Source organism: Nonomuraea sp. NPDC003201 (genome assembly GCF_053590415.1).
The window spans coordinates 17,466-42,615 of sequence record NZ_JBSFTC010000038.1; the positions used below are offsets into that span (position 1 = coordinate 17,466).

Sequence of the window (25,150 nt, forward strand, 5' to 3'; positions counted from 1 at the left end):
CGGTGCGGCAGGCGAATTCCGCATAAATGCAAGGGTGCCGTCACGATCCGACATGGCGCCGTGTGTCGCATCAGCCGCCTCTGTCCGCCGGGCCATAGTGGTCGAGCCGGCCGCCTCTTCAGGCGAGCGGGTCTGCACCACCGGTGCGCCGAGCCACGCGTGGCCCTGAAAGGTCCGCACGCCACAGGCACGACAGGGCGCGTGCGCGTCCACGAACGAGAAGGCTTCCACCACACGCATGACCAAGAGGGACCGAATCCGAGAAGCGGGCAGAAAGCCTCGGAGGCTGGCGCTCAGCGTGCCACAGATCGTGGGAAGCGCGATGGCCGCGGTCACGGCGGCGGTCGCGGCGTCGTACCTGGGCGTCGCCGGCACGGTGATCGGCGCCGCCGTGATGAGCCTCGCCAGCACGGTGGCCACCGACGTATACACGCACTATCTCAAGCGCACCGGCGACAAGGTCAGGCAGCATGCCGTGAGCGCGTGGCACGAGCGGACAGCCGAGGCGGGTGATGGCGCGGCGCGGCGGTCCGCGCGGGCCGGGGCACTTCTGAAGGCGTTGCCGTGGGCCAAGCTGGGTGTGGCGGCCGCGCTGGTGTTCTGCGTCAGCATGGGCGGCATCCTGACCTACCAGGTGATCGTTGATCAGACGGTGGCCGACCAGGTGACCGGCAAGTCCCGGAAACGGGCCGAACCCCGCAAACCATCATCCAAGAAGAGCAGGCACGCTGGGTCCCCGGCCCCGGCGCCGTATCGGGAGTCAGACACCTCGACGCCGACAGGCGCGTCTCCGTCCTCCACCCCCTCCACGTCACCGATCACCCGCACCCCCACGCCGGCACCCACTTTGACGCCGAAGCCGACGCAGAGCGTGCCGGAGCCGTCCGAGCCTTCCACTTCCGAAGGGACTCCCGACGTGACCAAGCAGCCCCCGGCGCCGGGTCAGGGTGGGCCCGCCGGCTCGCCCTCCGCGACGCCGCCGGGCACCGTGCGCATAAAGCTCTTCTGAACGTGGCGGGAGACCGGCGGCCGTGCGAGCGCAACGGCACCTCGGACTCCTCCTTGAGCCGGGCGACGATGTCGCCGGCGATACGTCCATATTCGTTGAAGCGTCGGCGTGGCGGCGACCGGCCTCGGTAGCTTTCGACGCCGTGAGACGTACGATCTGCGCTGTATTGGCCTTCCTCTCGACGTGCCTGTCGGTGGGAGCGACGCCCGCGACGGCGGCGGGCAAGGTCCCGGCCCAGTTCTTCGCCAAGCTGTACAGCGAGGCTCTGGGCAGGATGCCCGACCCCAGCGGCTGGTCCGCGGCGGTCGCCGACTTCGCCGCCAAGGGCTGCACGCCGGACCGCGTCAGAGATTTCGCGGGGGGTTTCTACACCTCGGCCGAGTTCATGGCCCTGAACTACGACGCCGAGGAGCGCGTCCTGGCGCTCTACCGGGGCGCGCTCAACCGCGAGCCCGACCGGAGCGGGTTCGACCACTTCACCGGGCTGCTGACCGGCGGCGCGCGGAGCTGGCCGCAGATCGTCGACGCGATCGTCTCCAGCGGCGAACTGGCCTCGCTCGCCGCGACCATCTGCGGCCCGTCCACGAGCTACCACTACGGCACCGCGCCCGCGCTGACGCTCACCCCCAAGGGGACCGGGTTCGCGGGCGGCACGGGCGAGCAGCTGCAGGCGCTGCTGGACGCCACGCCCGAGGGCGGCACGGTGTACCTGGCGGAGAGGGCGGTGGTGCGGGTCGGTGCGATGCTGGTCATACCCCCTGGTCGTACGCTGGCCACCACCGGGACGCCGTCGCCCCGCGAGTATGCCCGGCAGGGGCGCCTGGTGCGCGCTTCCTCCTTCGGCGAGCCGGTCGTGCGGCTGCAGAGCGGCGCCCGCCTGCGCGGCGTCTGGGTGGACGGCCAGCGCGGCGCGTACACGAACTTCACCTTGAACGCCGTCAACGTCCAGCTCATGGGCGGCGACGGCACCGAGGTCAGCGGCTCGAAGATCTCCGACAGCCGGGGTTGGAGCAGTCTGCTGGCGCTCGGCAGCGGCGACAATCGGCCGTGCCCGAGGGCCGTGATCAGCGGCAACCTTGTCACCGCGTACTCGTCGGAGCATGTGATGCACGACGGCGCGGGCCGCTGGACCGACGGCATCTCCGTCTCCTGCGAGAACGCCGTCATCGAGGGTAACGGGATCGTGGACGCGACGGACGTGGGGATCGTGCTGTTCCGTTCGAGCCCGGCGACCCAGCGATCGAGCGTGCGGGGCAATGTCGTGCTGAACGCCGGCAACGCGGCGTACGGGGCGATCGTCGTGGACCCCCTGTACGGCGGGGACGTGACGCACGACTTCACCGGCGCGACCGTGTCGGGGAACGCCTTCTGGACCGGCCCGGACACGCACGCCGACATCGGCATCGCGGCCGGGACCCGGATGTGGTTCGGCGAGCGCGCCGACGACGGCGCCGGCGTGTCGGTACGCGACAACACCACCAACGGCCTGACGGCGGTCGTCGGCACCGGGATCGCGGTCGGCGGCATGAACCGCGCCACCGTCCAGGGCAACGACCTGCGGCTGTCGGTGCGGGCGATCAGCTCCTGCCCGCACGTGAACTTCGGCGTGGACCAGGAGGGGCACGCCCAGGACGGCGACTTCCAGCCCGGCGCCACGCCGGTCGACTTCACCAACCCCTCCGGGGGAGGCTGCATAGGCCACTGAATCCCCCAGGAGGTCTGGTCCTGTCAGCCGAGCCAGCTCGCGACCTGCGACTCGACCGCGGGGTACCAGCCGAGTTGGAGATGGTTGGCACCGGCGATCAGCGCGGTGCCGGCCACCGTACCGATGCCCACCTTGGACAGCGCGCTGCTGACGAACACCACGCCGTCGCTGGGCCCACGGTTCTCGTTGTAGATGCCCACGACGCTGGGCGACCCGCCGGCCAGCAGGTACGTCGCCACCGACGCCGGCACGCCCGCCTGCTGGATTCGCGAGATCAGCGAGCCCGCGTTGATCGCGGCCTGGATGCCGGGCCCGGAGGTGTAGAAGCCCTGCCCGCCGTAGTACGTGGTGTACCAGTCCTGCTGCGTCTGGTCGATGCCGTAGGTGCCGTCGAAGCGCGCCAGCATCTGCCGCTGCCCGGGATAGCAGTCGAACCCGCCGGCGGGTACGAACGAGAACTCCGGATGGTTGGCGTAGATGCCGTAGCAGGTCATGTACGTGTGCGGCGCGGGGGAGTTGACGCTGCCGCCGCACTCCGGCCAGATCGAGAAGTCGTGCGCCCAGCCGTGCGCGAACGGATAGTCGTAGCCTGCGTTCGGGCCGCCGAGCGTGATGAGCTTGCGCACGTCGCCGGCGTACGAACGGCCCCAGCTCGGCTTGACCGACGACACGTACATCCGCGCCGACATCTCACCCTTGCTCCAGCCCACCAGATCCACAGCGGACACACCGAGCTTGGCCTTGATGATCGCGATCGCGTCGCCGACCTCCTGGGCCTGCATCAGGTTGTCGCCTTCCTTGTGCGCGAACCCGATGGCGAAGACCCGGTATCCGGCGTTCGACAGGTGCTGCATCAGGCCGGTGCTCGGGCAGCTTATGGCGCCGCAGCCGAAGCCGCCCGACTCGCCGGGATTGGCCCACGCCCGGTCCGGATTGTCGTTGGCGCCGTGGACCAGCAGCACCGGAGTGGTCTTGGGGTTGGAGTTCCAACCGGGTGCGTGGTACAGCAGGAAACGGCCCGAGAACGGCCGCTTGACGCCGCCGAAGAAGCTCAGCCGCTGGCCGTCCTGATCTCCGCGGCCGTCCGGCGGGTAGCTCTCTTGGGTGAATCCGGACGTGGTGTCCAGATACCGCTCCACCGCGGACCAACCGTTCGCGACGTTGGCGTACGTGGCTTCCAGCGTCAGGTACGAGGGGGTCGCGGCATGGGCCGCGGTCGGTACCAGCAGTGCGGTCAGCATCACCGCGACCGTCCATAAGCAACGCATGTGGGCCTCCTGTCTACGGGATTTCGGTGACCGCGGCGGCAACGCGCGCGGCGAGCAGGATCGTGGGATGGCGCGTGTCGGGCATGAGTGCTCCCTGAGTCGGTCGGCAACCCCGAGACCGCCCGCCATCGTCACTTGCGCGCCGCGGCCGTTCCAGTGCCGCCCGCCACACCTTTGCCGCACCGGACGTGTGCGTGCGGCACACCTGCGGAGGGCAGCCAAGGGTAGCTAGGGCCGCTGGTAGAGATCGGGGATCCCGTCATGGTCGGAGTCGGCGGTCTCGGACCGGTGGATGCGCCGGTAGACGCGGGCGCGCAGCCGAAGGATCACCGTGGCCAGCAGGGCCGAGGTCAGGGAACCGGCCAGGACCGCGATCTTGAACCGCGCGTCGGCCTCGCCCGTGCCGAACGCCAGCTCCCCGATCAGCAGCGACACGGTGAACCCGATGCCGCCCAGGACGGCCAGCCCGGCCATGTCGATCCAGGCCAGCCCTTCGTCCAGAGTGGCGCGGGTGAAGCGGGCCACCAGCCAGGTGGCGGTCAGGATCCCGACCGGCTTGCCGACCAGCAGCCCGGCCACGATCCCCATCGCCACGGGGTCACTCAACGCTCCTGCCGGCCCGCTGAGGCTGACCCCGGCGGAGAAGAACGCGAACACAGGCACGGCCACGCCGGCGGACAGCGGGCGGAACCGGTGCTCGAAACGTTCGGCCAGGCCCGGTTCCTCCGTGCCGCCCGGCGGTGTCCGGGACAGTACGGGGACGGTCAGAGCCAGCAGCACCCCGGCCACGGTGGCGTGCACCCCTGAGGCGTGCACCAGTGCCCAGCAGGCGATCGCCGGCGGTAGCAGCAGCCACCACGCCCGCACTCCGCGCCGTACCAGCACAGCGAAGATCGCCAGCGGCACCACGGCCGCCAGCAGCGGGAGCACCGACAGGTGCGAGGTGTAGAAGGTGGCGATGATGACGATGGCGATCAGGTCGTCCACCACCGCCAGGGTCAGCAGGAACGTGCGCAGCGCGTCCGGCAGGGAGCGGCCGATCACCGCGAGCACCGCCAGCGCGAAGGCGATGTCGGTGGCGGTCGGGATCGCCCACCCCCTGGCCGCCGTTCCGCCGGCGACCGCCAGATACACCAGTGCGGGCGCCACCACGCCGCCGACGGCCGCGGCCACCGGCACCACGGCCCGGCGCAGGTCACGCAGATCGCCGGCGACGAACTCCCGTTTCAGCTCCAGACCGGCCACGAAGAAGAAGATGGCCAGCAGCCCGTCCGCGGCCCAGGTGGCCAGGTCGAGGTTCAGGTGCAGCGCGGCAGGGCCGGCCTCGATGGCCCGCAGGTCCTGGTAGGTCTGCGCCCACGGCGAGTTGGCCCAGATCAGCGCGGCGAGCGCGGCGGCGAGCAGCAGCGCCCCGCCGATGGTCTCCTTGCGCAGGATGTCGGCGATGCGGCGCGCTTCGGGCCAGGTGCTCCGGTTGAACAGGCGGGGAAGGCGAGTAGCGCTGGTGCCGGGCATGGAACTCCGCTCCTTCAGCAGGGGTCGGGTCGCTCACTTGCCGACCAGACTTCCCGGCACACCTATCAATAAAGTATCAGGACACGTAAAGAGCTACATAACGGACTCTCGTCCGGCTGTGATGGTCCACGGGATCTCTTGGTCGTTCGGGTGGCCGGGGTCGAGTGCCAGGTGCGCGCAGCGGCGGCCTTGATCGCGCAGCGGGTTGGTGACGGACGTGATGCCGAGCCGCCGGCCGGCCGGTGAGGCATCCCAGCCGAGGTAGGCAGCCTCCGGGTGAGTCTCCTGGAGGGCCTGATGGGCTCCCAGGACGAGTTCGTCGCTCATGGCGATGATGAGCGCGGTGGGGGTGAGCTGGGGTGCGAGTTCTCGGGCTGCGGCGAGGCCGTCCTGTTGGGTGTTGCGGGCCACGACGGCGATCGGCGTGCTCGTCCAGTCGAGCCCGGCCTGTTCGATGGCGGTGCGGTAGCCACGCAGGCGGGCGTCGGTGACGGGGAACGGGGCGCGTGGCGGCAGATCGGCGCCGGTCGTCACCATGTGCTCGCGGTCGCGATCGAGCGGGAACGAGATCACGACGGGCGTCCGGTCTTCGCGAAGTCCCTGGGAGGCGACCGCGAGCGCGGCCCGGTAGTCGTCCTGGGTGACGCACGCGATCCCCTGGCGCGATGGACCGCCCTGGATGACGGCGGGACGGGGGTCGCCGGCTACTGCCGACAGCACCGGGTCGTCCTCTGCGGTGGTCCACAGCACGAAGCCGTCGACCGCCGCGGACAGCACGCGATCGGCATCGGCGGCATCGCCCCGAGTGGGGATGAACGTGAGGCCCCGGCCTTCCTCGACGCAGACCTCCGCGACCCCGGCCAGGAACTGCGCTGCTTGGGGATCGTCGAAGGCGTACGCCAGATGCTCGCTGAAGACCACCCCGATCTGATGCGTTCGACCGGATTTCAGCGCGCGGCCCACGGCGTCGGGGTGATAGCCCAGCTCGTCGGCGGCGCGGTGCACGCGTTCGCGGGTGTCGGTCGCGACCCGGGCAGGCCGGGTGAAGGCGTAGGAGGCGGTCATGGGTGACACCCCGGCACGAGCCGCCACATCTTTCAGTGTCACGCGTCTGCGGTCGGTTGGCACGGCGCCATTCTAGTTGTGTAGCGTTACACATGTGTGCACAGTGATCGCTCGCCCCGCGGGCATGTTTCGCGCGGCGCCGTTCCTCGGCTTCGCAGGGTTCGGCGCCTTCTGGGGTGTGTGGGGTGCCAGTTTGCCCCTGCTGCGAGCCCAGGCCGGTGTGAGCGATGCGGAGTTCGGCGTCGTACTGCTCTTCATCGGCGCCGGAGCTCTGCCCGCCATGCTGCTGGCCGGGCGGCTGGTCGACGCGCTCGGTCTGCGTGTCACCGGAGTGCTGCTCGCGCTGCTGGGTGTCATGGGGGTCGTGCTCTCCGCCGCCGCGGTGAACTATGCCGCGTTGTGCGCCGGCATCCTGTTGATGGGAGCCAGTTCGGGAGCGGCCGATGTGGCGCTCAACACGCTGGCGGCGACGGTCGAGAAGCGAACCGGACGTCCTGTCGTGACCCGTTCGCACGCGGCGTTCTCCGCCACGGTCGCGCTTTCGAGCCTGGCCACCGGTGCGCTCACCGCGATCGCGGACAGCCTGCTGGTGAACTTCGCCGCGGGCGCGGTGGTGGTCGTGGCGCTCGGCCTGGCCGTCGTCACCGCGACGCGACCGGCCCATGCCGATGACGCCGCCGCACCCGAGGGTGCCGCCACGCGTCCTGGTCGCATGTCGGGGTGGATCGCGCTGGTCATGGTCGGGGCGATCGGCGCGTTCGCGTTCGCGGCGGAGAACGCGTACCAGTCCTGGAGCGCCGTCCTGCTGACCGACGCGTTCACCGCCTCGCCGGCGCTGGCCGCCGTCGCGCCGGCGGTGTTCGCCACGACGGCGGCACTGACCCGTTTCGCCACCGGTACGGTCACGCTGCGCCGCCCGATCGCCACGCTGGTCGTGGCAAGCGCGATCGCCACGGCCGGTGGCGTGCTGACGGCGTTCGCGGCCACGCTGCCGCTCGCCCTGGGAGGCGTCATCGCCGCCGCCGTCGGCACCTCGGCGCTCTTCCCCACCCTGCTGTCCTACGGGCTTCGACCTGTCCCCGACGGGTCACGAGGACGCGCCACGTCCGCCATCTCCACGGTTGCCTATCTCGGCTATCTCGCCGGCCCGGCGTACTTCGGGCTGATCGCCGACGTCACCGGGGTGCAGAGGACGTTCCTCGGTATCGCCGCACTGACCGCCGTGGTGCCGGCGGCGATCCCGGCGCTGCCGGCACTCAAGCGAGCAGGAGGATGGCCAGCGCGGGGCCGAAGGCGCCGCCGAGCTGGTAGCACAGAGTGAGCAGGCTCACGGCGGTGGCCCGGTGCTCGTCCGGTACGACGGCGCCGACGCGGGTCGCGTACCAGGCCATCGCCGCTGTGGCGGCGAACACCGCGAACGCTGTGGACGCCGCGACGAGCACCGGCCACGGGGCGAGCGACGGCAGGGCGACGGCCGCGGCGCCCGCCGTCAGCAGGACGGATCGGGTGACGGCGGGACCGAGCCGAGCGGCCCGCCGGGTGAACGACAGCGAGGCGATGGAGCCGGTGGCCAGCATGATGAGCGTCACCAGCCCGATCCGCCCGGTCGTCCAGTGGTGTTCCAGCAGCCGGGGCACGGTGTAGAGCAGGGCGAAGTAGGAGGTGGACAGCGTGCTCGCCACCGCTGCCGCGGTCACGAACGCCCGGGAGCGGACCACCGGATGAGGGATGAACCCGGCAGGCTTCGTGCGGACGTGCAGGGTCAGCAGCAGGCCCGCAACGGCCGCGGCGGCAACCGCCACCAGCTCCAGGCGCGGGACCAGGACGAATGCGCTGACCAGCGTCATCACGAGCAGGATCCCGATGGTGTCGGTACGGGTGGCGGCGGCACCCGCCAGGAGATCGCCGACAGGGTGGAGCCGGCCAGCGGGCCGAACGCGCCGATCAGGCCGACGCCGGCGGTGACGGCGCCTGCTCGCGAGGCGGTCCCGGCCAGGGAGATGGCGATGGTGACCAGGCCCCCTCCGCCGGCGGCCTGGGCGGCGCGTCCGGCCAGCAGCATTGGCAGCGTCGGTGCGCCGGCCACCAGGAGCGTGCCGAGGAGTACGAGGGCGCCGTTGACGAGTGTGGCGGCGCGGATGCCGCGGGTACGCAGCAGCGCGGCGGTGAGCGGCGCGCCGAGGACGCCGCCCCAGCCGAACGCTGTGGCGGCCCAGGTGGCGTCGGCGGTCGAGACGCCCAGGGCCCGGGCCAGGTCGGGGATGACGGTGGTGGTGCTGTTGGCGCTGAGCGAGGTCGGCGTGGCCAGGAGAGCGAGGTATCGGACTGCGATTTGTCCCTTGTGTACGGATTCGGCGATCACATGGCCCAAAGTATACCCATTAGTTTCCTAGTGACACTACTTGGTGTACCTTACCGGCATGAACAAGGTCGACGTCCTGGCTCTGTCCGGCAGCCTGCGCGCGGACTCCCACAACACGGCCCTGCTGCACGCGGCCCGCACGCTGCATTCCGGCGGGCTGGCGATCGACATCGATCACGACCTGGGCCGGTTGCCCCTCTACAACCAGGACCTGGACACCGTCGCACCCCCGGCGCCGGTCACCGAGTTGCGGGCCCGTGTCGCGGCGGCCGATGCGCTGCTGATCGCCACGCCCGAGCACAACGCCTCCGTCCCCGCGGCGCTGAAGAACGCCATCGACTGGGTCAGCACCGCCCCCGAAGGGCTGCTGCGCGGCAAGCCGGTGGCCATCGCGGGCGCCTCGCCGGGGCCGTTCGGCTCCGTACGCGCCCAGCTCGCCCTCCGCCAGATCCTGGCCTCGGTGGGAGCGGAAGTCCTGGTCAAGCCGGAGGTGACGGTCTTCTACAGCGACACCCGCTTCGCCCACGACGACCGCCGGCTGACCGACCCCTACACCGCCGACCTGCTGCGGGAACTGCTCGACGCCCTGGCCCGCAAGGCCCGCCGGCACGCGGGCCGCCCCTACACTGCATCGAGGAGTTTCCAGCCGGAAGGACGCTGATGACCCTGCGCCAGGCCGAGCCGTACGGCCGACCGGAGAAGCGTCAGGCGATCACCCGAGCCGCCCGCCGCGTGTTCGGCCGCGACGGCTACACCCGGGCCGGCATGGACGCGATCGCCGCCGAGGCGGGGGTGTCCAAACGCACGATCTACCGGCACTTCACCGACAAGGAGCAGCTCTTCCTGACCGTCGCGCTGGAGGGCGCCGACGAGGTCACCGCCGCGATCGCGCAGATCATGGACCGGCACCTGCACAAGATCGTGGATCTGGAGCGGGACCTCATCGACTTCTCCCTCGACAGGGTCGCCGCGGTCACCGCCTTCCCCGACCACTTCGCCCTGGTACGGGCCATCGAGGCGGAGGCGGCCCACATCCCGCCGCCGATCCTCCAGGCGTGGATCGCGGCGGGACCGCAGACCGGGCACCTGCGCCTCGCCCCGTACCTGCGGCAGATCGCCGAGCGCGGCCTGCTGCGGCTCGACGACGCCGACCTCGCCGCCGCCCACCTCACCCTGCTGACCATCACCGACGTGAACCAGCAGACGTTCTACGGCGCCGTCCCCCTTCCCCAGGAAGAGGTCGACCGGCTCGTCACCGCGGGCGTGCGGGCCTTCCTCCGTAGTTACGCTGCCTCCTCCGCGTAGCACGAACCCTGAGGCGCCACTCGATGCGGACCGGGTCAGCTGGGCTTGGCCTCGAGGAGGCTCGCTCCCGCGCCCAGCTCCACAACCTCTCCCAGCTCCAGATCGGCCGAGGCCAAGAGCTTCGCGTACTCCTGCCGGCTCCGTTCCGAGCCGCCGTTGAAGATGGCCAGCATCCGCAGGTCCAGGTCCTTGCCCAGATGCGGCTCCGCGTCGTCGGGCAGCACCACTTCCAGGATCAGCACGCGCCCGCCGGGTTTCATGGCGTGCCGGACATTTCGGAGAATGCGCACGGCGTCGTCGTCGCTCCAATTGTGCAGGACGCTGGCGAGCAGGTAGACGTCCCCTCCCGAGGGCACCGAGTCGAAGAAGTTCCCGGCCACCACCTCGCACCGATCAGCCAGGTTCTCGGCGGCCAGCACGTCCCCGGCATGGGCCACCACGTGGTCGAGATCGAGGAGGATGCCCCGCATGCCGGGATTGGCGCGCAAGACCATGGCCAGGATCGAGCCGCTGCCTCCGGCGACGTCGACCATGGTGCCGACGCCGGTGAAGTCATAACGCGTGACCAGGCCCCGCGTGAAGGCGTCGGCCCTGGCGGTCATGTAGTCGTCGAAGATGTGGCTGATGTCGGGATGGCGGGCCAGGTGCTCGTAGAGCTCTCCGTACCTGGTGACGAACGCGGAGCTGCCCTCGCGTACCGTGTCCGGCAGTTTGCCCATGGCGTACCAGAAGCTCTCCTCGCCCAGCATGCGCATGGAGGAGCGGATCGAGCCGGGGATGTCCGAGCGGAGCGCCGAGCCCTCCTCGGTGAGGGCGTATCGGTCGGCGCCGGACGGACGGACGACTCCGATGCCCGCCAGCTCGCGCAGGACCCGGCGGAGCGAGGGAGCGTGCGCGCCGCACCGTGCGGCGAGCTCTTCGGTGTCGAGCGGCCCATGCGCGAGCTGATCGGCCACGCCGAGCTCCGCCATGGTCAAGAGTGCAGCGAATCGGGAGATACCGGAAACCGCTTCCCAGAGGAGCTTGTCGGATGACGGCATGTGTCCTTTTCCAGAGGTCATGGCGTACGGTTCGCCTGCCTGTGCCAGATCAGCAGCCGGCGCTCCGCGAGCACGAACAGCGCGTTGACGATGTAACCGAGAATGCCCAGCAGGGCGATCGTCGCCCAGACACCGGGCGTGTCGAAGCTCCGCTGCGCCACCAGCAGTTGGTAGCCGATGCCGTTCGTGCTGCCGAACACCTCGGAGATCACCATGAGGATCAGCGCGAGGGACAGGCTCAGCCGCAGGCCCGCGAAGATCTTGGGAGAGGCGGCGGGAATGACGATCCGGCGTAGCCGCTGCGGTCTCGACAGCCCGAAGACCGTGGCGGTCTCGGTGTAGGTGCGGTCGACGTTCCTGGCTCCGTCGATCGAATTGAGCAGTACGGGCCAGATCACGCCGGAGACGATCGCCGCGAGCTGCATGGCCAGGCCGGCCTGGAACAGCGCCAGGAACAGCGGCAGCAGCAGGGGCGGCGGAACGGCGCGACCGAACTCGATCAGCGCGTCCACGTAGTCGGCCGCGACCCGCGAGCGTCCCAGTGCCACCCCCGCCACCACTCCGATGAACGCGGCCAGCAACCAGCCGGAGAACATGCGTCCCATGCTGGGCAGGATGTTGTCCACGGCGTCGTCGGTGAGGAACAGGCGCGCGGCCGGGCCTGAGAACCACAGCTCGTGCATGCGGGCGACGATGCCCGTGGGCGGTGGGAAGTCGGTGTCTCCGAGCCGTCGCGTGACGAGCTCCCAGGCGGCGATGACAGGGAGGATCACCAGGACCCCGGCAAGTGATCTCACGTCTGCGCCGCACCCGTCCGCGCCAGGTGCCAGCCGAACAGACGGCGCTCGGCCGCCCGCAGCGAGGCGTTGGCCAGCAGGCCGAACAGGCCGGCCCACAGTGTGGCCGCCATGACGAGGTCGGTCCTGTTTCCGCTGCCTGCCTGGATGACGAAGACGCCCAGGCCCCCGGTTCCACCGGCGAACAGTTCGGCGCTGACGGCGATGATCAGCGCGACCCCGGAGGCGATCCGGACACCGGTCGCGACGAAAGGCGCGGCGCTGGGCAGGCTCACTCTGCCGAGCACGGCCACCGGCCCGAATCCGAAGCTACGCAGCGAATCCTTCGCCAGCGGGTCGACGTCGTGCATGCCGTACAACGTGTTGAACAGGATCGGCCAGACGGACGCGTACACGATGACGCCGACCTTCATCAGGCCGTCCACCGGGATCAGCAGGATCGCCAGCGGGATGACCGCGACCGAGGGAATGGGCCGCAGGAACTCCAGTACGGGCCGGGCGGCGCGCTCCAACGGGGCCAGCGCGCCGAGCAGGACGCCTGCCGGGACCGCCACCGCCACCGCCACCAGCAGGCCGAGTGCCCAGTTCGTGAGCGTCGTGAGCGCTCCCAACAGGAACTCTCCGTCGACCGCCAGCCGCACGGCCTCCATCAGGATGGCGGAGGGCGCGGGGAAGATCACGCCGTCGCCCAGCCCGAACCGGATCACCAGCTCTCCCGCGACGAGGAACCCCGCAACGCCTGCGACGCTGCGGAACGACCGCGAATGACTCATCCGTCCGACGGCGTCGCGATGACCGACTTCACGTCGATCGGACTCTCGAGGTACTTGTACTCAAGCATGAGGTCGGCGACTTTTTGCAGCCTGTTCGCGCTCAGCGCGCTCGGGAAGGTGCCCAGCGTGATGACCGAAGCGGTCTTCGCATCGATCTTCGTGTACTTGGGCAGGATCGCCTCGATCTCCTTACGGTCGCTCGACGCGAGGCCCTGCGCCTTGGCGATGGCTCGCTGAAAGGCGGCCAGCGTCTTCGGGTTCTTTCTGACCCAGTCGTCGGAGGCCATCCAGCCCGCGATCGGCAGGTCCTCGGTCTGCCCCGTCATGGTGTCGGCGATCTTGCGGAAGCCCAACTTGCTCTGGTTGGCGGTGATGAACGGCTCGGTGATCCAGGCGGCGTCGGCCTGTCCGGTCTGGAGCGCGTTGCCCATGTCGGGGAAGGGCTTCTCGGCGAATTTGACGTCGTTCTCGGTGAGGCCCGCCACCTTCAGCTGTGTCGTGACGGCCAACGTGGCGATGTTCCGGAGGTTGTTGACCAGGACGGTCTTGCCCTTGAGATCCGCGACCGTCTTGATCGGCGAATCCTTCGTGACCATGATGTTGTAGGCGTTCGGACCGGCCTGGTACATGTCCGCGACGAGCTTGAACTTCTCGCCCTTGCTCACCGCCAGGAAGGTCGAGACGTAGTTGGTCTGGGTGATGTCCAGCTGACCGCTCTTGATCTGCGGAAGGGCCGCGGCGCCGCCGACGATGGCGACCGGCTCGACCGTCAGGCCCTCCTGTTTGAAAAAGCCCTTGTTGATGGCGATGTAGAGGGAGACGGGGTCGGGAATCGGCATGGCGCCGACCCTGATGGTGGTCTTCTCCAGGCCGTTGCCGCCCGAGCCGGCCGACTGGCCGTTTCCGCCGCAGCCGGTGAATAACAGAGTGGCGGTAACGCCGAGCACGAGAGTGCGACGGCGCACTTTGCAGGTCATTTGAGGTTCTCCTAACACAGGAAGCCTCCGGTGATCGGCACCGGGGCACCGAGCGTGAAGATTACCGAAGGCGAGATCGATGCTGAAGCGCGACGGATGACGTTTCTCTTGGATTTCTCTGCAAATGAATTGCGTCACCAGCGCTAACAGTGGGTGCGGCGCCGAATGACCCGATGCTCCTGGGATCGAACTGCCGAGTTACTGTGTGTGATGTTTGCAGAGACGTGCAAATGTTGATTTATCTAGTACCTTGATTGGCGTTGGCCAGCTAATGGGGTTTGTGGTCGAATTGCGCCGGAGCTTGCCCGTGCTCGGTCAGTGGCGCCGGAGCTTGCCCGCGTTCAGTCAGCGACGTGGCTGAAGTCTCCCGAGGCAGGCCGTCCGGGGGACGCTTGCCATCGGTAAGGACAAAGATGACCCAAGTTGGTCGTGCCGGCGTTCCCGTTCTGCAGGAACGGTTCGTGGCCGACGAGAAGTCACCGGAGCAGGCGTCGGTGGAGCAGGTTCCCGCTCACGGGAACCCGATGGCGTTGCGGAACTGGCGGGTGCGAACCCGCCTCATCACGCTTATCGCCATTCCGACCCTGGTGGCCGTGGTCCTGGGCGCGCTGCGGGTCGGCATATCGATCAGCAGCGCGGAGCAGAATCAGCGCATCAGCAATGTGGGCTCCTTGGTGGCGCAGCTCGGCGAGCTGTCCCGCGAAATGGCACTCGAGCGAGACCTTTCCGCGTACTATGTCGCCTCCGACAGGGAATCGGCGCAGCTGGAGCGGCTCACGGCCCAGCGGCGGATCGTCGATTCCAGCGTGCAGCGTACGAACGCGACGGCCGCGGAGGTCGGCGACTCGCTGTCCGATCTCGGTCGCAGGAAGCTGGCCGTCGTCCGCACCAGGCTGACCCAGCTCGCCTCGCTGCGCGCCACCGTGTCCGGGCCGAACGCGCAGCTGCCGCCGCTCCCGACGATGGAGAAGTACTCCGAGGCCATCGCGGAGATGCTGCAGCTGTACGACGAGGTGGCGCAGGGCTCGACGGACGAGCAGCTGATCTCCACCAGCGCCGCGATGCGAGCCGTCGCCCGATCGGAGGAGGAGGCCGCCAAGCTGCGCGGCCTGCTGACGATCGCGCTTGTCAAAGGCTCGTTCGAAGAGCCCGAGCGCAAGGCTTTCCTCGACGCGCGCTCCAACCGCGAGAGCGAACGCGCCTCGTTCCGCGCCGTGGCCACGCTGGCCCAGCGGCAGTTCCACGACAACACGGTCGCCAGCGTGGAGGTCGGCCGGGGCGAGTTCTACATCAACAGGGCCGTGTTCCTCGCCAATGCCGGCCTGCCCCTGCGGCGGCTCGACACCTCGACGTCCAACGACGTCACCCTGTGGTTCAACGCCATCAGCGACACCGTCGACCGGCTGCACACCGTTCAGCGGGCGTTGCTGGAGCAGGTCGGCACCCGAAGCGCCGACATTCAGTCCAGCGACCGGTCCGCGGCCACGCTCAACATCATCATCCTCGCCGTGCTGCTGCTCCTGGTCCTCGCCATCACCGCGGTCATGGCCCGCTCGCTCGTCCGGCCGCTCAGGCGGTTGCGCAGGGACGCGCTCATGATCGCCAGCCAGCGGCTCCCCGAGCTCGTGCGGCAGCTGCGCAACAGCGAGGTCGACACGAAGGCGATACACGTGCCGCCGATCGCCATCTCCTCCAAGGACGAGATCGGCGAAGTGGCGCGGGCCTTCGACGAGGTCCACCGTGAGGCGGTCCGGCTGGCGGGCGAGGAGGCCCGCCTGCGCGCCAATGTCAACGCGATGTTCGTGAACCTGTCGCGGCGCAGCCAGACGCTGGTGGAGCGGCAGATCACCCTCATCGACGGGCTGGAGCAGGGCGAGCAGGACGAGCAGCGGCTCGGCAACCTGTTCAGGCTGGACCACCTCGCCACCCGTATGCGGCGTAACAGCGAGAACCTGCTGGTTCTCGCCGGCCAGGAGACGCCCCGCCGCTGGAGCAAGCCCGTCAAGCTGGTCGACGTCGCGCGCGCCTCGCTGTCGGAGGTCGAGAACTACGAGCGGGTCATCCTCCAGGTGCCCGACGGCGTCGCCGTGGCCGGCCAGGCCGTCAACGACATCATCCACCTGCTCGCCGAGCTGGTGGAGAACGCGTTGTCGTTCTCGCCGCAGGAGACCCAGGTGACGGTGTCGGGCAGCAGGATCGACGGGGGCGGCATGATGCTGTCGATCACCGACTCCGGCATCGGCATGACCCCGGACGAGCTCACCCTGGCCAACGAGCGCCTCATCGACGCTCCCACCGTGGACGTGTCGGTGTCGCGGCGCATGGGCCTGTTCGTGGTCGCGCGTCTGGCCCACCGCCACGGCGTCCGGGTGCAGCTGCGCCCGCACGAATCCGGGGGGCTCACCGCGATGATCCTCATGCCCGAGGGGATGCTCGCCGCGCAGGCGCCCAGCTATCCCGGCGGCTCCGCCGAGGCTGTCCCCACCCCGCCGCAGTGGGGCTCGTACCAGATGGGTCCGGCCCATCCTTCGTACCCGTCCAACCCGTCCGGCGCCTGGCTCACGCCGTCCGAGAGGCCGGGGGGATCCGGAGGCCGGCCGCCCGCCGACACCGGCTCGTACGCCGTCGCCGACCCGTGGGCGCCGCCGAGGAGACCGCACGACCTGCCGAGCCAGGACACGATCTTCCCCAGGCGTCCCAACCTGGGCCTGCGCGGCGGCATGGACGACGCGCCGCAGTGGCCGTCCGGCTATGACTTCCCCGACACGGCGTCGGCGTCCACCGGTCCCATCCCGGCCGCCAAAGCGGCCTCGGACGAGTATCTGCCGATCTACGCCTCGATCGAGTCGGCGTGGTTCGAGCAGGGAGTCAGCTGGGGGGCGGCCGACGCTGGATGGAACGCCGCCAAAGCCGCCGCCGTGGAGCCGGTGCGGGACGGCGAGACCTCGACCGGGCTGCCCAAGCGGGTGCCCAAGGCCAACCTGGTGCCCGGCTCGGCGACCATGGCCTCCTCGCCCCAAGATGTCCCGCCGATGCCGTCCGTCTCGGCGGACCGGGTACGCAGCCGCCTGTCCAGCTTCCAGCAGGGGTACCGGTCCGCTCGCGACGACATCAGCATGGGCAGGGCCGCCCCTGACCCGAAGCACAGAGGACAGGGCGCATGAACGACGTGAGCTACATGGCGTACGAGGTCGACTGGCTGATCAGCGAATTCGTCGGCATCGTTCCAGGAGTCGTCCACGTCGTTCTCTTCTCCGCCGATGGCCTGCCGTTGGCGACGTCCTCGGGCTTCCCCGTCGACCGGGCCGGCCGGCTGGCCGCGATCACCTCTGGGCTGGTCGGCCTGTCGGTGGCCGCGTCCTGCGCCCTCGACGGCGGTGGGGTCGTTCTGAGCATGGTGGAGATGCGGAACGGCATGATGCTGACCACCATGTCGATCGGCGAAAGCGCTTGCCTGGCCGTGCTCTCCGAGCCCGACTGCGACGCGGCGCTGGTCGCCTACCACATGACGCTCATGGCGGACCGTGCGGGTCAGGTGCTGACTCCCGCCGTACGCGAACATCTGCGCGCCAGCCAGATCAGGTGATGCGGACGAGGGAGTAGGACGCGGGCGATCACCCAGCCGACCGCCAGCCTGTATCCGCCATCGTGACATGGATAGCATCGCTGCTTCCTATTGGCCGAAGCTCGAGAGGAAGAGTTACCAATGCGCACGCGCCTGGTCATTGAGCGACTTGATCGGGTACCCGTGACCGTGACGATGGTCCCCGGATTGTCCATGCTCGCGCTGATCTGCGATGCGCTCGCGGGCCGGGACAGGGGCGCCCCCGAACGATGGCGGCAACTGGTGCGCTCTGCCGCGGTGACCCCCGACGGAATGGTGGTGGATTCGCTCGCGGCCCCCGGCTACACCATCATTCCCGATGTCGCGTTCCCCGGAGACTTCAGCCGAGATCTGGACGTTCCCACGCAGCTCGAAATGATTCGCGATCTGCCGCCCGACGCGTTACAAATCGAGCTGGACTCCATTACCGACGGGCGACCGCCGCCCCACTGGCAGCCCGCGATGAAGCACCCTCGCCGCTGGCTGCACGGGTTCGCCAACCTGCTGGGGCAGGCGTGGTCGGTCATGCATCCGGAATGGCAGCAGACCCGCGCGCTGTTCGAACGCGAAGTCGAGCGGATCGCCGTGGCCGGCGCCCGAAGAGCACTCGATGTCGTGCTCAATGACCTGCACGCCGACTGCACGTTCGGGGAGGGCGTGCTGAGCGTCCCCGGCTACGGCCCCGACGAGTTCTCCATCGGCTCCAGGGGCCTGGTGCTGATCCCCATGCTCGCCGGGCCGAGCGCGCTCATCGTCCGCTTCGACGGCCCGGACGCCGCCTGGATCGGCTATCCCCCGCCGTACCTGACGGTGCCCAGGCCGAAGGACACCGAGGAGCAGCTCCAGTTCCTCTTCGGCGACGCACGGGCGACCATCCTGGCCAGCGTCGACCAGCCGATGTCGATGGGCGTTCTGGCCAGGCGCATCAAATGCCACCCCAGCGTGATCACCTACCACTGCAAGCGCCTCGAATCGGCGGGGCTGGTCACCCGGCGGCGCGACGGCAGGGAGATCTACGTCCACCTGACCAGGCGCGGCACGGCCCTTCTCGATCTCTTCACCTCCTGACCTCGGATCGACAGCGTTAAAGGGCTCATGGTGATCGAAGCATCTGTGTCAGTCGCTGAGACGTGCGACTCCTGGTACGAGCAGCACCAGCAGCGGCGGCAGAAGACTGGCGGCCAGTGCGCAGGCAAGCACCAGCGTGCTCCCTGCCAGAGCGACCACCGGTCCCACGAGAGCAAGTGCCAATGGCAGTAACGCAACGGTCGCCAACCAGTCCAGCGACAGCACTCGTGCCACCTTGTCTTCTGGTATCGACTTCTGTAGAGCCGTGTACCAAAAGACGATGAAAGGTTCGACGGCGAAGCCGCCGAGGAAGTGGGCAAGCACCACCGTCCAGGCCGCAAACGGAAACATCAGCGCGAGCGGCACTGCCGTGCCCAAAGTAAGCAGCAGCATCGCGCTGACACCGGGTCGCGGAGGGCTCCAGACTGCGGCGGCGAAAGCACCGGCGAGCCCGCCGACCGCCAGCGCGGCCAGTGACAGGCTGAACACGGTGTCCGAGCCGAAGCTTTGCCTGCCGACGATCGGAAGAAGCACCGTACTCGGCGCTGTGACCAGGGCGAGTTGGACCATGGACAAAAGCAGCAGCGCCTTGATCCAGGGGCGGGTCCACACCTCCTTGAAGCCATCCCGAATGTCAGTGAGCATCGAGTTGCGTGGCGGCCGCTTGTAGGGCGGTTCCCGTATCCACCAGAGCATGATCATGCTCCAGCCGAATGTCGCGGCGTCGATCAGGAGCGTGCCAACTACTCCTACGCTGAGTACCAGCACCCCAGCGGCCGCAGGGCCGGCTATGGCGGCTGCGCGTAGCGACACGCTCATCATCGCGTTGCCGGCGGCTCGGCTTTCGGCGGGCACGATACTGGGCAGCAAGGCACCCTGTGCGGGCCGGAAGAAAGCCTCACCGATTCCGATGAGGAAGACCATGGCCGCCAGTAGCCAGACGCTCACATCCGTGATGATGACTGCTGCCGCCAGGCATGAGACCGCCACGGCACGGAGGGCGTCCGCCGCGAGCATCTGCAGGCGTCGGGGTAGCCGGTCCGCCCAGACTCCACCGACCAGGACGAACAGGACCAGCGCCAGCGTCCGAGCCGCCAACACCAGACCGAGATCGGTAGCGCTGCCGCCCTGGTTCAGGACAGCGATCGCGACCGCGACCGGAAACATCTGGTCGCCGATGGACGAGACCGTTTGGCCCAGCCAGAGCAGCCGGAAGTTGACGTTCCTGAAGACGTCCAGTCTGGCGTGGTGCTTGGCGCGCGTGTGAGATGCCGTTTCCTTCTCCGCCATGCTCGCCACAGCTACGCCAGTACGACAGGCAGGCGATCGGGACCGCGGCGACCGATATCGGTGGAGAAGACACATCGCTCCGGCACCAGTTCGACGCGTGCGGACATGCCGGCGAAGGCAATGAGACATTCTGTCGCCTGGACCCTGGCCAAGGCGGCTCCAAGGCACCGGTGAATCCCGCCGCCGAAGGTGAGCGGCTGCGGATTGGGCCGGTCGATCCGGAAACGGTCGGGATCGTCGTGCCGTTGCGGATCTCGGTTGCCGCTGAGCAGGATGGGACAGACATAGCTGCCGGACGGGATGTCCCTGCCACCCAACCTGACGTCCTCGGCCAGCATTCTTGCCGGGGCGATGACCATGCCACCTTCGTACCGCAGCGTCTCTTCCACAGCGTTCCTCCCCAGTTCGGGCGCACCGCGGAGCCGGTTGAGCTCGGCCGGATCGGTGAGCAGCGCATGGAACGCGTTGCCGATCAGGTACTTGACAGTGTCCAGACCCGCGCTGAAGAGCTGGTTGATATTCGCGGCGATCTCGAAGTCGCTCAGGTGCTCCCCATCCACCTCCGCGGTGATGAGTCTGCTGAGGAGATCGTCCGACAGCTCCCGACGGCGTGCCGCGATAAGCCGGAGCAAGTACTCGTGGCTCTCCTGCAGCGCCTGGTTCGTCGGCTCCAGAGGAGTGGCAGCGGTCATCCGCTGCAGGGACTCCGCCCGTATGGCGGTCCAGCGGTGTATCGCGGGCCGGTCATTCTCCGGTATCGCCAGCATCTCCGCGGTGAGCCAGAAAGGCAACGGCTCGGCCAGGTCCCGGACAAGGTCAACCGCGCCGTCGGCCTCCGCTCGCCTCAGGACGCGGGCGGCGAACTCCCGAGCCTTCGGTGCCTGACTCATCATGTACTGCACGGTCAGCGCGCTGCCCATCAGCCGGCGAAGCCGCGTGTGGTCCGGAGGATCGATGAACGGCAGTACGGTCTTCTCCCATTCGAACAGCAGGGATCCCTTTAACCGCGGATCGCGCTCCACCCTGGCGTTGACGTCGCCGCGGGTGAAGCGCGCATCACGCAGTGCTGTCCGGGTCTCCTGGTAAGTAGTCGTGAACCAGAGCCCGTACTTCGTCGAATGCACCGGTCCCAGTTCACGGATCTTCGTACACAACGAATGGGGATCCGTTCTGCCTCCCTCGCCGATGAGGAGGTCGGCAAGGAGCGTCTCCACCGAGGTCTGGCTGGTCGAAAGCGCCATTACGCATCCCCTTTCTTGCGTGTGGCCACGTGCGACTGATCAATGGATTCGGCGTCGGCAAGGGCTGCCGTCAGGAAATCGGTCACCAGCCCGAACGTCCTCTTCCAATCTTCGTTACGGGTGAATCCGTGGCCGCCGTCCACCACGATGAGCTGGGCGTCGATCCCCAGTTCGTCCGCCCGTTCCGTCAACCGTTGTGACTGCCGCAGCGGCACACGGGGATCCAGCTTTCCGTGAACAAGAAGGAGAGGCGGTGTCCGGCTGTCGAGCATGTTCAGTGGGCTACGCCGGGCCAGCCCGTCGTCGTCAGCAGGAGATCCCATCCAGGTGTCGGCGAAGGGGCGCCATGGTGCTGGAAGATCCTCTCTGAGCGTCGGCAGATGGGAGGGGGCGTTGATGGCCGCCACGGCGACCAGGCGATCCCGCCGCATGCGGCTGATCAGGGACAGCGCCAGAAAGCCGCCGTAAGAGACCCCGTACGCTGCCCGCAGCGTGCCGGAACACCCGTCAAGGTCGTCCAGTGCATGCAGGACGCTGGTCAGGTCGTCCAGGTCCTGTCCTCCCCAGTCGCCGTAGACCCGGGACTGGTATGACCGCCCGTAGCCGGTCGAACCGCTGACATTGGGTGCCACGACCCCGATGCCCCGATGAAGCAGGGCCTGGTACATGCCGTTGTAAGCGAAGTCAGGCCGCTCTTGGGCCTCGGGTCCGCCATGGAGCGACAACACGACAGGAAATGACCGGGCGTGCCCACGAGGCCGGTAGAACAGGCATGGCACGCCACCCAGTTCGCAGATCTCGGGCCAGACCGCCGGCGCCGGTTCCGCGGACAAACGTCCTGTCGCCAGTGTCCGCCACCCCATGCCTCCGGCGTCGGCCGCGCCGGACACCTCCGCCACCAGCAGATCTGGAGGGTGAGCCGGCGTGGCCAGGCCGATGACAAGCTGCTGAGCCGTGTCCGGGCATGCTGACACAGCCAACTCGGTGATGACGCCTGGTGGGGCAGCACAGGCGATCTGATCGCCGGCTGGCGTGATCGCGACAATTCTGGAGAGTCCGCGATCGTTGAGCCCACAGACATACGTGCCGTCGCGGAGTTGTACGGCGGACTCGACGTCGGCTGGTGCTCGGAGAATTGTCGACACTTCGCGCGTGTCCGGGTTGATCTCCGCGAGGTACGGACGATCAGCACCATGGTCGGTGATCACCGGAATCTTCGAGACCGGGACTGTGCGGCCTACCACCCGAAAGGAGGATTGCCCGCCTGTCGAGGTCAAGGCGGTGAGCGCACCGGACGCGTCCAGACGATAGAGATTGCTGCTCATGTTGGATGACGCGCCTCGGAGGACCACCGAGCCACCATCGACGGAGAACGCCACCGGGACCAGGACACCGCCACCGCTCCACAGCGTTTCCAGCCGACCGGTGTCGACCTCCAGCAGGCAGATTTGCGATCCGGTTGCTCCCGGTGATCCAACGCACAGGCACAGTTGGGTCGTCCCGGGCCGGAATCCGGCCGTGCCACAGCTCAGGAGCCGGATGGACGAAGGAATGCTCAACGGCCGCGTTGTCGCTTGGTCAATGTCGACGAGATGCAGGCTCGGCCGCTCCGAACCTGCATCGGTTTGCGCGACGGCGAGCGGACGCACGTCCGAGAGCCAGAAATCTCGTACGGCTACGTCCGCGAAGGCAGTGACTGCACATCGCATGTGCTCCTCGACGTCGAGACGCCAGATATTGGGCTGGACCCGCTCGTTGGAAATGAAGCAGACGGACTTGGCATCGGACGTCCAGGTGAAGCTGCGTCGGTACGCGATGTCCGCGAAGCGCTCGTACGACACGCGCGAGTGGTCAAACCGCGCGTATGGATCCACCCGCCCATCGATACTCTCGATCATGTGCGGCCGTTCTTTTCAGCGTGGCAGGGGACGAGCGGGACAGCGGAGGTCACGCGCTCGGTTTCCGTGTCTGATCCTGAAGATCACAGCATCGACGCCGTGCGCCTCATGAGAGAACCGCACCGTACGTTCTTCGGTCCAACCGGCGAACCGGAACTCGTCGGCGCCCAGATGCGTCAGGGCGAATCTGACCGAGTCACCGATGGTGAGCATTAGCCGGTCCTCGTGTAACTGGACGGTGGCGGGTCGGTTCTCAGTCATTGCTGCCGCCTTGTCCGCGCCCGAGCGCAGGATTGCCGCCGGAACGTCGAACTGGCATTGGTGGTTCCGCAGCCGGGCAACGTCGCCGGCGTACGGCCGGCGGTTGTGAAGAATCTCTCCCTCGTCCATGGTGGCGCGGAAGTCGGCTGGAAACAGTTGGAGGAGCTGAGGGCTCACCAGGCAGTCGATGACGAGATGGACCCGCTCAGTCGCACCGTCGTTGCGGAGAGCGTGCGGTCGGCCGAAGTCGCCGTACCAGAGCTGGCCGACCTCCCAGTGGTAGGCCTGCCCTTCGATGAACAGCAGCGCCTCGGGGTTGGTCGTGATCGGTACGTGTAGTCTGACCTGGCCGTACTTGAATCCGTGATGGGCATCGACGTGTTCGGCCACGGAGCCCCCCTCAGCGAGGGACAGCAGTCGTGCGCTGCGAAGCTCGCACGGAAGCGACGCGAGCACTTCCGCAAGATACGGAGCCTGGCGGAGAAATTCGGTGTCCGCGAACTCGGCGGTGCCCGGCCCTCCCGGATCCGTCCGGGTGGGGTCGCCGCCCTGACTGCGCAGCGGCAACGCGCGCCACTTCGGCGTGATTGGTTCGGAAAAGCCGGAGGCCACGAACGGCCGCTCCGGCAACCACGAGGTGCCACGCAGACACTCCAGCTCCTCCTGGAGCCGTTCAGCGTCGAACTGGAGCCCAAGCCGCGCCATCGGTGGTGGCCCGCCGGCCGCGGTTGAGTCGAAGTGGCTGATCTGAGTCACGGCGCTCCTTGTTCATCCGAAGGGATGCGGTTGAATCTCCAGGCCCAGCGGCTTGTCGGGGGCGTGATGGGCGGACGTGAGATCGAAAGCACTGGGAACGAGCACCCGGATGACGGCCAGCGGTTCACCACCGGTGAGGAGAACGGCGGTGTCGCAGAAGATCGTCTCCGCGTTCCCGAAGTCATCGCAGGTCGGCGCCGTCGAGGAGGGCCGGATGGATTCGGCACCGGGCTTCGAGCGTCGCCGCAACTCCCGCAGCGCCGTTGACGAGTGGAACGCGAGTGCCGCATGTTCGAGAGGGTTACGCGGCCAGGCCGCCCCGGGATTGTGCGCCTTCATGTCCTGGTACTCGACCCACGCCCGTCGAGCGACCGCTGTGGACATGCTCCAGTGGACCATGAGCGCTTCGCAGATCGCCGTATCGGTCGCCGCCACGAGTTCTGGGGAACCGGTCGAGGCACATCGTGCGCCGAACGCCTGCTGCGTCTCGTCCGGAGTGTGTACGGCGGCGACGACGCAGGTCACGCCTTTTTCCCCGGCAATGTGAAAGACGGATGCCTTGAGTCCGAGATCATCGAGGATCTCCAGCAGTCGCGCGGAGGCCGCACCGGCGTCTGCGGGTTGCGGTGCCGGTGCTCCCCAGTACCACGACCGGAAGAGAAGGTCCCGTTCGATGATCTCGGTCAGAGCGTGATTGAACGCGTGCATCTGATCGCGGCCGGCGGCAAGTCCGGTGGATGTGGCGCGCACCATGAGATTGCAGCCCTCAGGCGGGGTGTGATGGAGGAAGACGGCACTCGCCGGTACCAGCACGTCATCGGGACCGCTGTTCACCCGGCGGCCGTGAACCCACATCATGGGCATGGCTCGTAACTCTTCAGGTGAAGTTCCCACCGTTGCCGACCACATCGCCGGATCGACCACGGGCAGACCGCGCCGCCGAAGGTCGCTGTACGAACCGAGACACTCGGCGGCGCGCTCCGCTCGCCGTGCCGCCAGGATATTGCTGACCCGCTCGATCAACTCCGCCCGTGCTCGCACCCGTACCTCAGCGGGATCACATCCGGCGGCGCTTCCCACCACGACGCCAAGCCCGCCGGTGGCTGACGTCGCTTTGAACGCAGGCGAGCGAGCCGCGACTCGCCCGATGTAGAAAGGGACCGCAGGGTACGGCTGCACCACATTGACATCGCTGATTGCCGGTACGGACGTCACT

The 25,150-nt window shown here is 68.3% G+C and carries 22 protein-coding genes; 8 read left to right on the forward strand and 14 right to left on the reverse strand.

Features of this window, described 5'->3' with window-relative positions; genetic code table 11:
- The first annotated feature begins 322 nt into the window (after positions 1-322).
- Positions 323-1,009 (forward strand): hypothetical protein, encoded by a 687-nt coding sequence (locus ACWDX9_RS17015; protein ID WP_449954496.1) that lies wholly within the window; start codon positions 323-325, stop codon positions 1,007-1,009.
- A gap of 142 nt (positions 1,010-1,151) precedes the next feature.
- Positions 1,152-2,714 carry a DUF4214 domain-containing protein gene (locus ACWDX9_RS17020; protein WP_449954499.1) on the forward strand — a complete coding sequence of 521 codons (1,563 nt, stop codon included), beginning with the start codon at positions 1,152-1,154 and terminating at the stop codon, positions 2,712-2,714.
- A gap of 23 nt (positions 2,715-2,737) precedes the next feature.
- Here ACWDX9_RS17020 and ACWDX9_RS17025 read toward each other — a convergent pair whose 3' ends face one another.
- The 3 genes from ACWDX9_RS17025 to ACWDX9_RS17035 all read right to left on the reverse strand — a co-directional run bounded on the left by ACWDX9_RS17025 (position 2,738) and on the right by ACWDX9_RS17035 (position 6,625).
- A complete protein-coding gene (locus ACWDX9_RS17025; RefSeq protein ID WP_449954502.1) occupies positions 2,738-3,982 on the reverse strand; it encodes an esterase/lipase family protein in 1,245 nt (414 codons plus the stop codon).
- 228 nt (positions 3,983-4,210) lie between these two features.
- A complete protein-coding gene (gene nhaA / locus ACWDX9_RS17030) occupies positions 4,211-5,497 on the reverse strand; it encodes a Na+/H+ antiporter NhaA (protein ID WP_449954505.1) in 1,287 nt (428 codons plus the stop codon).
- A gap of 93 nt (positions 5,498-5,590) precedes the next feature.
- Entirely contained in the window at positions 5,591-6,625 is a 1,035-nt protein-coding gene (locus ACWDX9_RS17035) for a LacI family DNA-binding transcriptional regulator (protein WP_449954508.1), read from the reverse strand.
- 61 nt (positions 6,626-6,686) lie between these two features.
- Between ACWDX9_RS17035 and ACWDX9_RS17040 the strand changes: the two genes are divergently transcribed.
- The gene (locus ACWDX9_RS17040; protein ID WP_449954595.1) at positions 6,687-7,883 is read left to right on the forward strand and encodes an MFS transporter; all 1,197 of its coding nucleotides are present in this window, start codon (positions 6,687-6,689) and stop codon (positions 7,881-7,883) included.
- Here ACWDX9_RS17040 and ACWDX9_RS17045 read toward each other — a convergent pair.
- Both ACWDX9_RS17045 and ACWDX9_RS17050 read right to left on the reverse strand, forming a co-directional pair.
- A complete protein-coding gene (locus ACWDX9_RS17045) occupies positions 7,819-8,409 on the reverse strand; it encodes an MFS transporter (RefSeq protein WP_449954511.1) in 591 nt (196 codons plus the stop codon). The genes ACWDX9_RS17040 and ACWDX9_RS17045 overlap by 65 nt on opposite strands.
- On the reverse strand, positions 8,409-8,924 hold the full coding sequence (locus ACWDX9_RS17050) for an MFS transporter (RefSeq protein ID WP_449954513.1): 516 nt from the start codon (positions 8,922-8,924) through the stop codon (positions 8,409-8,411). Before ACWDX9_RS17050 ends, ACWDX9_RS17045 begins: the two co-directional genes overlap by 1 nt.
- A gap of 58 nt (positions 8,925-8,982) precedes the next feature.
- On the opposite strand from ACWDX9_RS17050, the gene ACWDX9_RS17055 reads away from it, so the two are divergent.
- Positions 8,983-9,585: an NADPH-dependent FMN reductase gene (locus ACWDX9_RS17055; RefSeq protein WP_449954516.1), complete on the forward strand. Its 603-nt coding sequence runs from the start codon at positions 8,983-8,985 to the stop codon at positions 9,583-9,585.
- Positions 9,585-10,229, forward strand: coding sequence for a TetR/AcrR family transcriptional regulator (locus tag ACWDX9_RS17060; protein WP_449954519.1), 645 nt, complete (start codon positions 9,585-9,587; stop codon positions 10,227-10,229). Before ACWDX9_RS17055 ends, ACWDX9_RS17060 begins: the two co-directional genes overlap by 1 nt.
- Positions 10,230-10,264: 35 nt before the next feature.
- On the opposite strand, the gene ACWDX9_RS17065 is transcribed toward ACWDX9_RS17060, so the two are convergent.
- From ACWDX9_RS17065 to ACWDX9_RS17080, 4 genes are read right to left on the reverse strand one after another with little or no spacing between them, the layout of a single operon-like run.
- Positions 10,265-11,290, reverse strand: a complete 1,026-nt coding sequence (locus ACWDX9_RS17065) for a methyltransferase (RefSeq protein WP_449954522.1) — start codon at positions 11,288-11,290, stop codon at positions 10,265-10,267.
- Positions 11,287-12,066 (reverse strand): ABC transporter permease, encoded by a 780-nt coding sequence (locus ACWDX9_RS17070; RefSeq protein ID WP_449954525.1) that lies wholly within the window; start codon positions 12,064-12,066, stop codon positions 11,287-11,289. Before ACWDX9_RS17070 ends, ACWDX9_RS17065 begins: the two co-directional genes overlap by 4 nt.
- Positions 12,063-12,839, reverse strand: a complete 777-nt coding sequence (locus ACWDX9_RS17075; protein ID WP_449954526.1) for an ABC transporter permease — start codon at positions 12,837-12,839, stop codon at positions 12,063-12,065. Before ACWDX9_RS17075 ends, ACWDX9_RS17070 begins: the two co-directional genes overlap by 4 nt.
- Positions 12,836-13,804, reverse strand: a complete 969-nt coding sequence (locus tag ACWDX9_RS17080; RefSeq protein WP_449954529.1) for an ABC transporter substrate-binding protein — start codon at positions 13,802-13,804, stop codon at positions 12,836-12,838. Before ACWDX9_RS17080 ends, ACWDX9_RS17075 begins: the two co-directional genes overlap by 4 nt.
- Positions 13,805-14,229: 425 nt before the next feature.
- Between ACWDX9_RS17080 and ACWDX9_RS17085 the strand changes: the two genes are divergently transcribed.
- The 3 genes from ACWDX9_RS17085 to ACWDX9_RS17095 all read left to right on the forward strand — a co-directional run bounded on the left by ACWDX9_RS17085 (position 14,230) and on the right by ACWDX9_RS17095 (position 18,488).
- On the forward strand, positions 14,230-16,980 hold the full coding sequence (locus tag ACWDX9_RS17085) for a sensor histidine kinase (RefSeq protein WP_449954531.1): 2,751 nt from the start codon (positions 14,230-14,232) through the stop codon (positions 16,978-16,980).
- Entirely contained in the window at positions 16,977-17,402 is a 426-nt protein-coding gene (locus ACWDX9_RS17090) for a roadblock/LC7 domain-containing protein (protein WP_449954534.1), read from the forward strand. The genes ACWDX9_RS17085 and ACWDX9_RS17090 overlap by 4 nt, the downstream gene beginning before the upstream one ends.
- A gap of 162 nt (positions 17,403-17,564) precedes the next feature.
- Positions 17,565-18,488, forward strand: a complete 924-nt coding sequence (locus ACWDX9_RS17095; RefSeq protein ID WP_449954536.1) for a MarR family transcriptional regulator — start codon at positions 17,565-17,567, stop codon at positions 18,486-18,488.
- A gap of 48 nt (positions 18,489-18,536) precedes the next feature.
- Here ACWDX9_RS17095 and ACWDX9_RS17100 read toward each other — a convergent pair whose 3' ends face one another.
- The 5 genes from ACWDX9_RS17100 to ACWDX9_RS17120 are packed head-to-tail and all read right to left on the reverse strand — an operon-like array spanning position 18,537 to position 25,149.
- Positions 18,537-19,778, reverse strand: coding sequence for an MFS transporter (locus ACWDX9_RS17100; RefSeq protein ID WP_449954539.1), 1,242 nt, complete (start codon positions 19,776-19,778; stop codon positions 18,537-18,539).
- 11 nt (positions 19,779-19,789) lie between these two features.
- The gene (locus ACWDX9_RS17105; RefSeq protein ID WP_449954542.1) at positions 19,790-21,019 is read right to left on the reverse strand and encodes a cytochrome P450; all 1,230 of its coding nucleotides are present in this window, start codon (positions 21,017-21,019) and stop codon (positions 19,790-19,792) included.
- Positions 21,019-22,917 carry a prolyl oligopeptidase family serine peptidase gene (locus ACWDX9_RS17110; RefSeq protein ID WP_449954545.1) on the reverse strand — a complete coding sequence of 633 codons (1,899 nt, stop codon included), beginning with the start codon at positions 22,915-22,917 and terminating at the stop codon, positions 21,019-21,021. Before ACWDX9_RS17110 ends, ACWDX9_RS17105 begins: the two co-directional genes overlap by 1 nt.
- 15 nt (positions 22,918-22,932) lie before the next feature.
- Positions 22,933-23,934, reverse strand: coding sequence for an aspartyl/asparaginyl beta-hydroxylase domain-containing protein (locus ACWDX9_RS17115; RefSeq protein ID WP_449954547.1), 1,002 nt, complete (start codon positions 23,932-23,934; stop codon positions 22,933-22,935).
- Positions 23,935-23,946: 12 nt separating this feature from the next.
- Complete coding sequence (locus ACWDX9_RS17120) at positions 23,947-25,149, reverse strand: YcaO-like family protein (protein ID WP_449954549.1); 1,203 nt, start codon at positions 25,147-25,149, stop codon at positions 23,947-23,949.
- Between the last annotated feature and the right edge of the window lies 1 nt (position 25,150).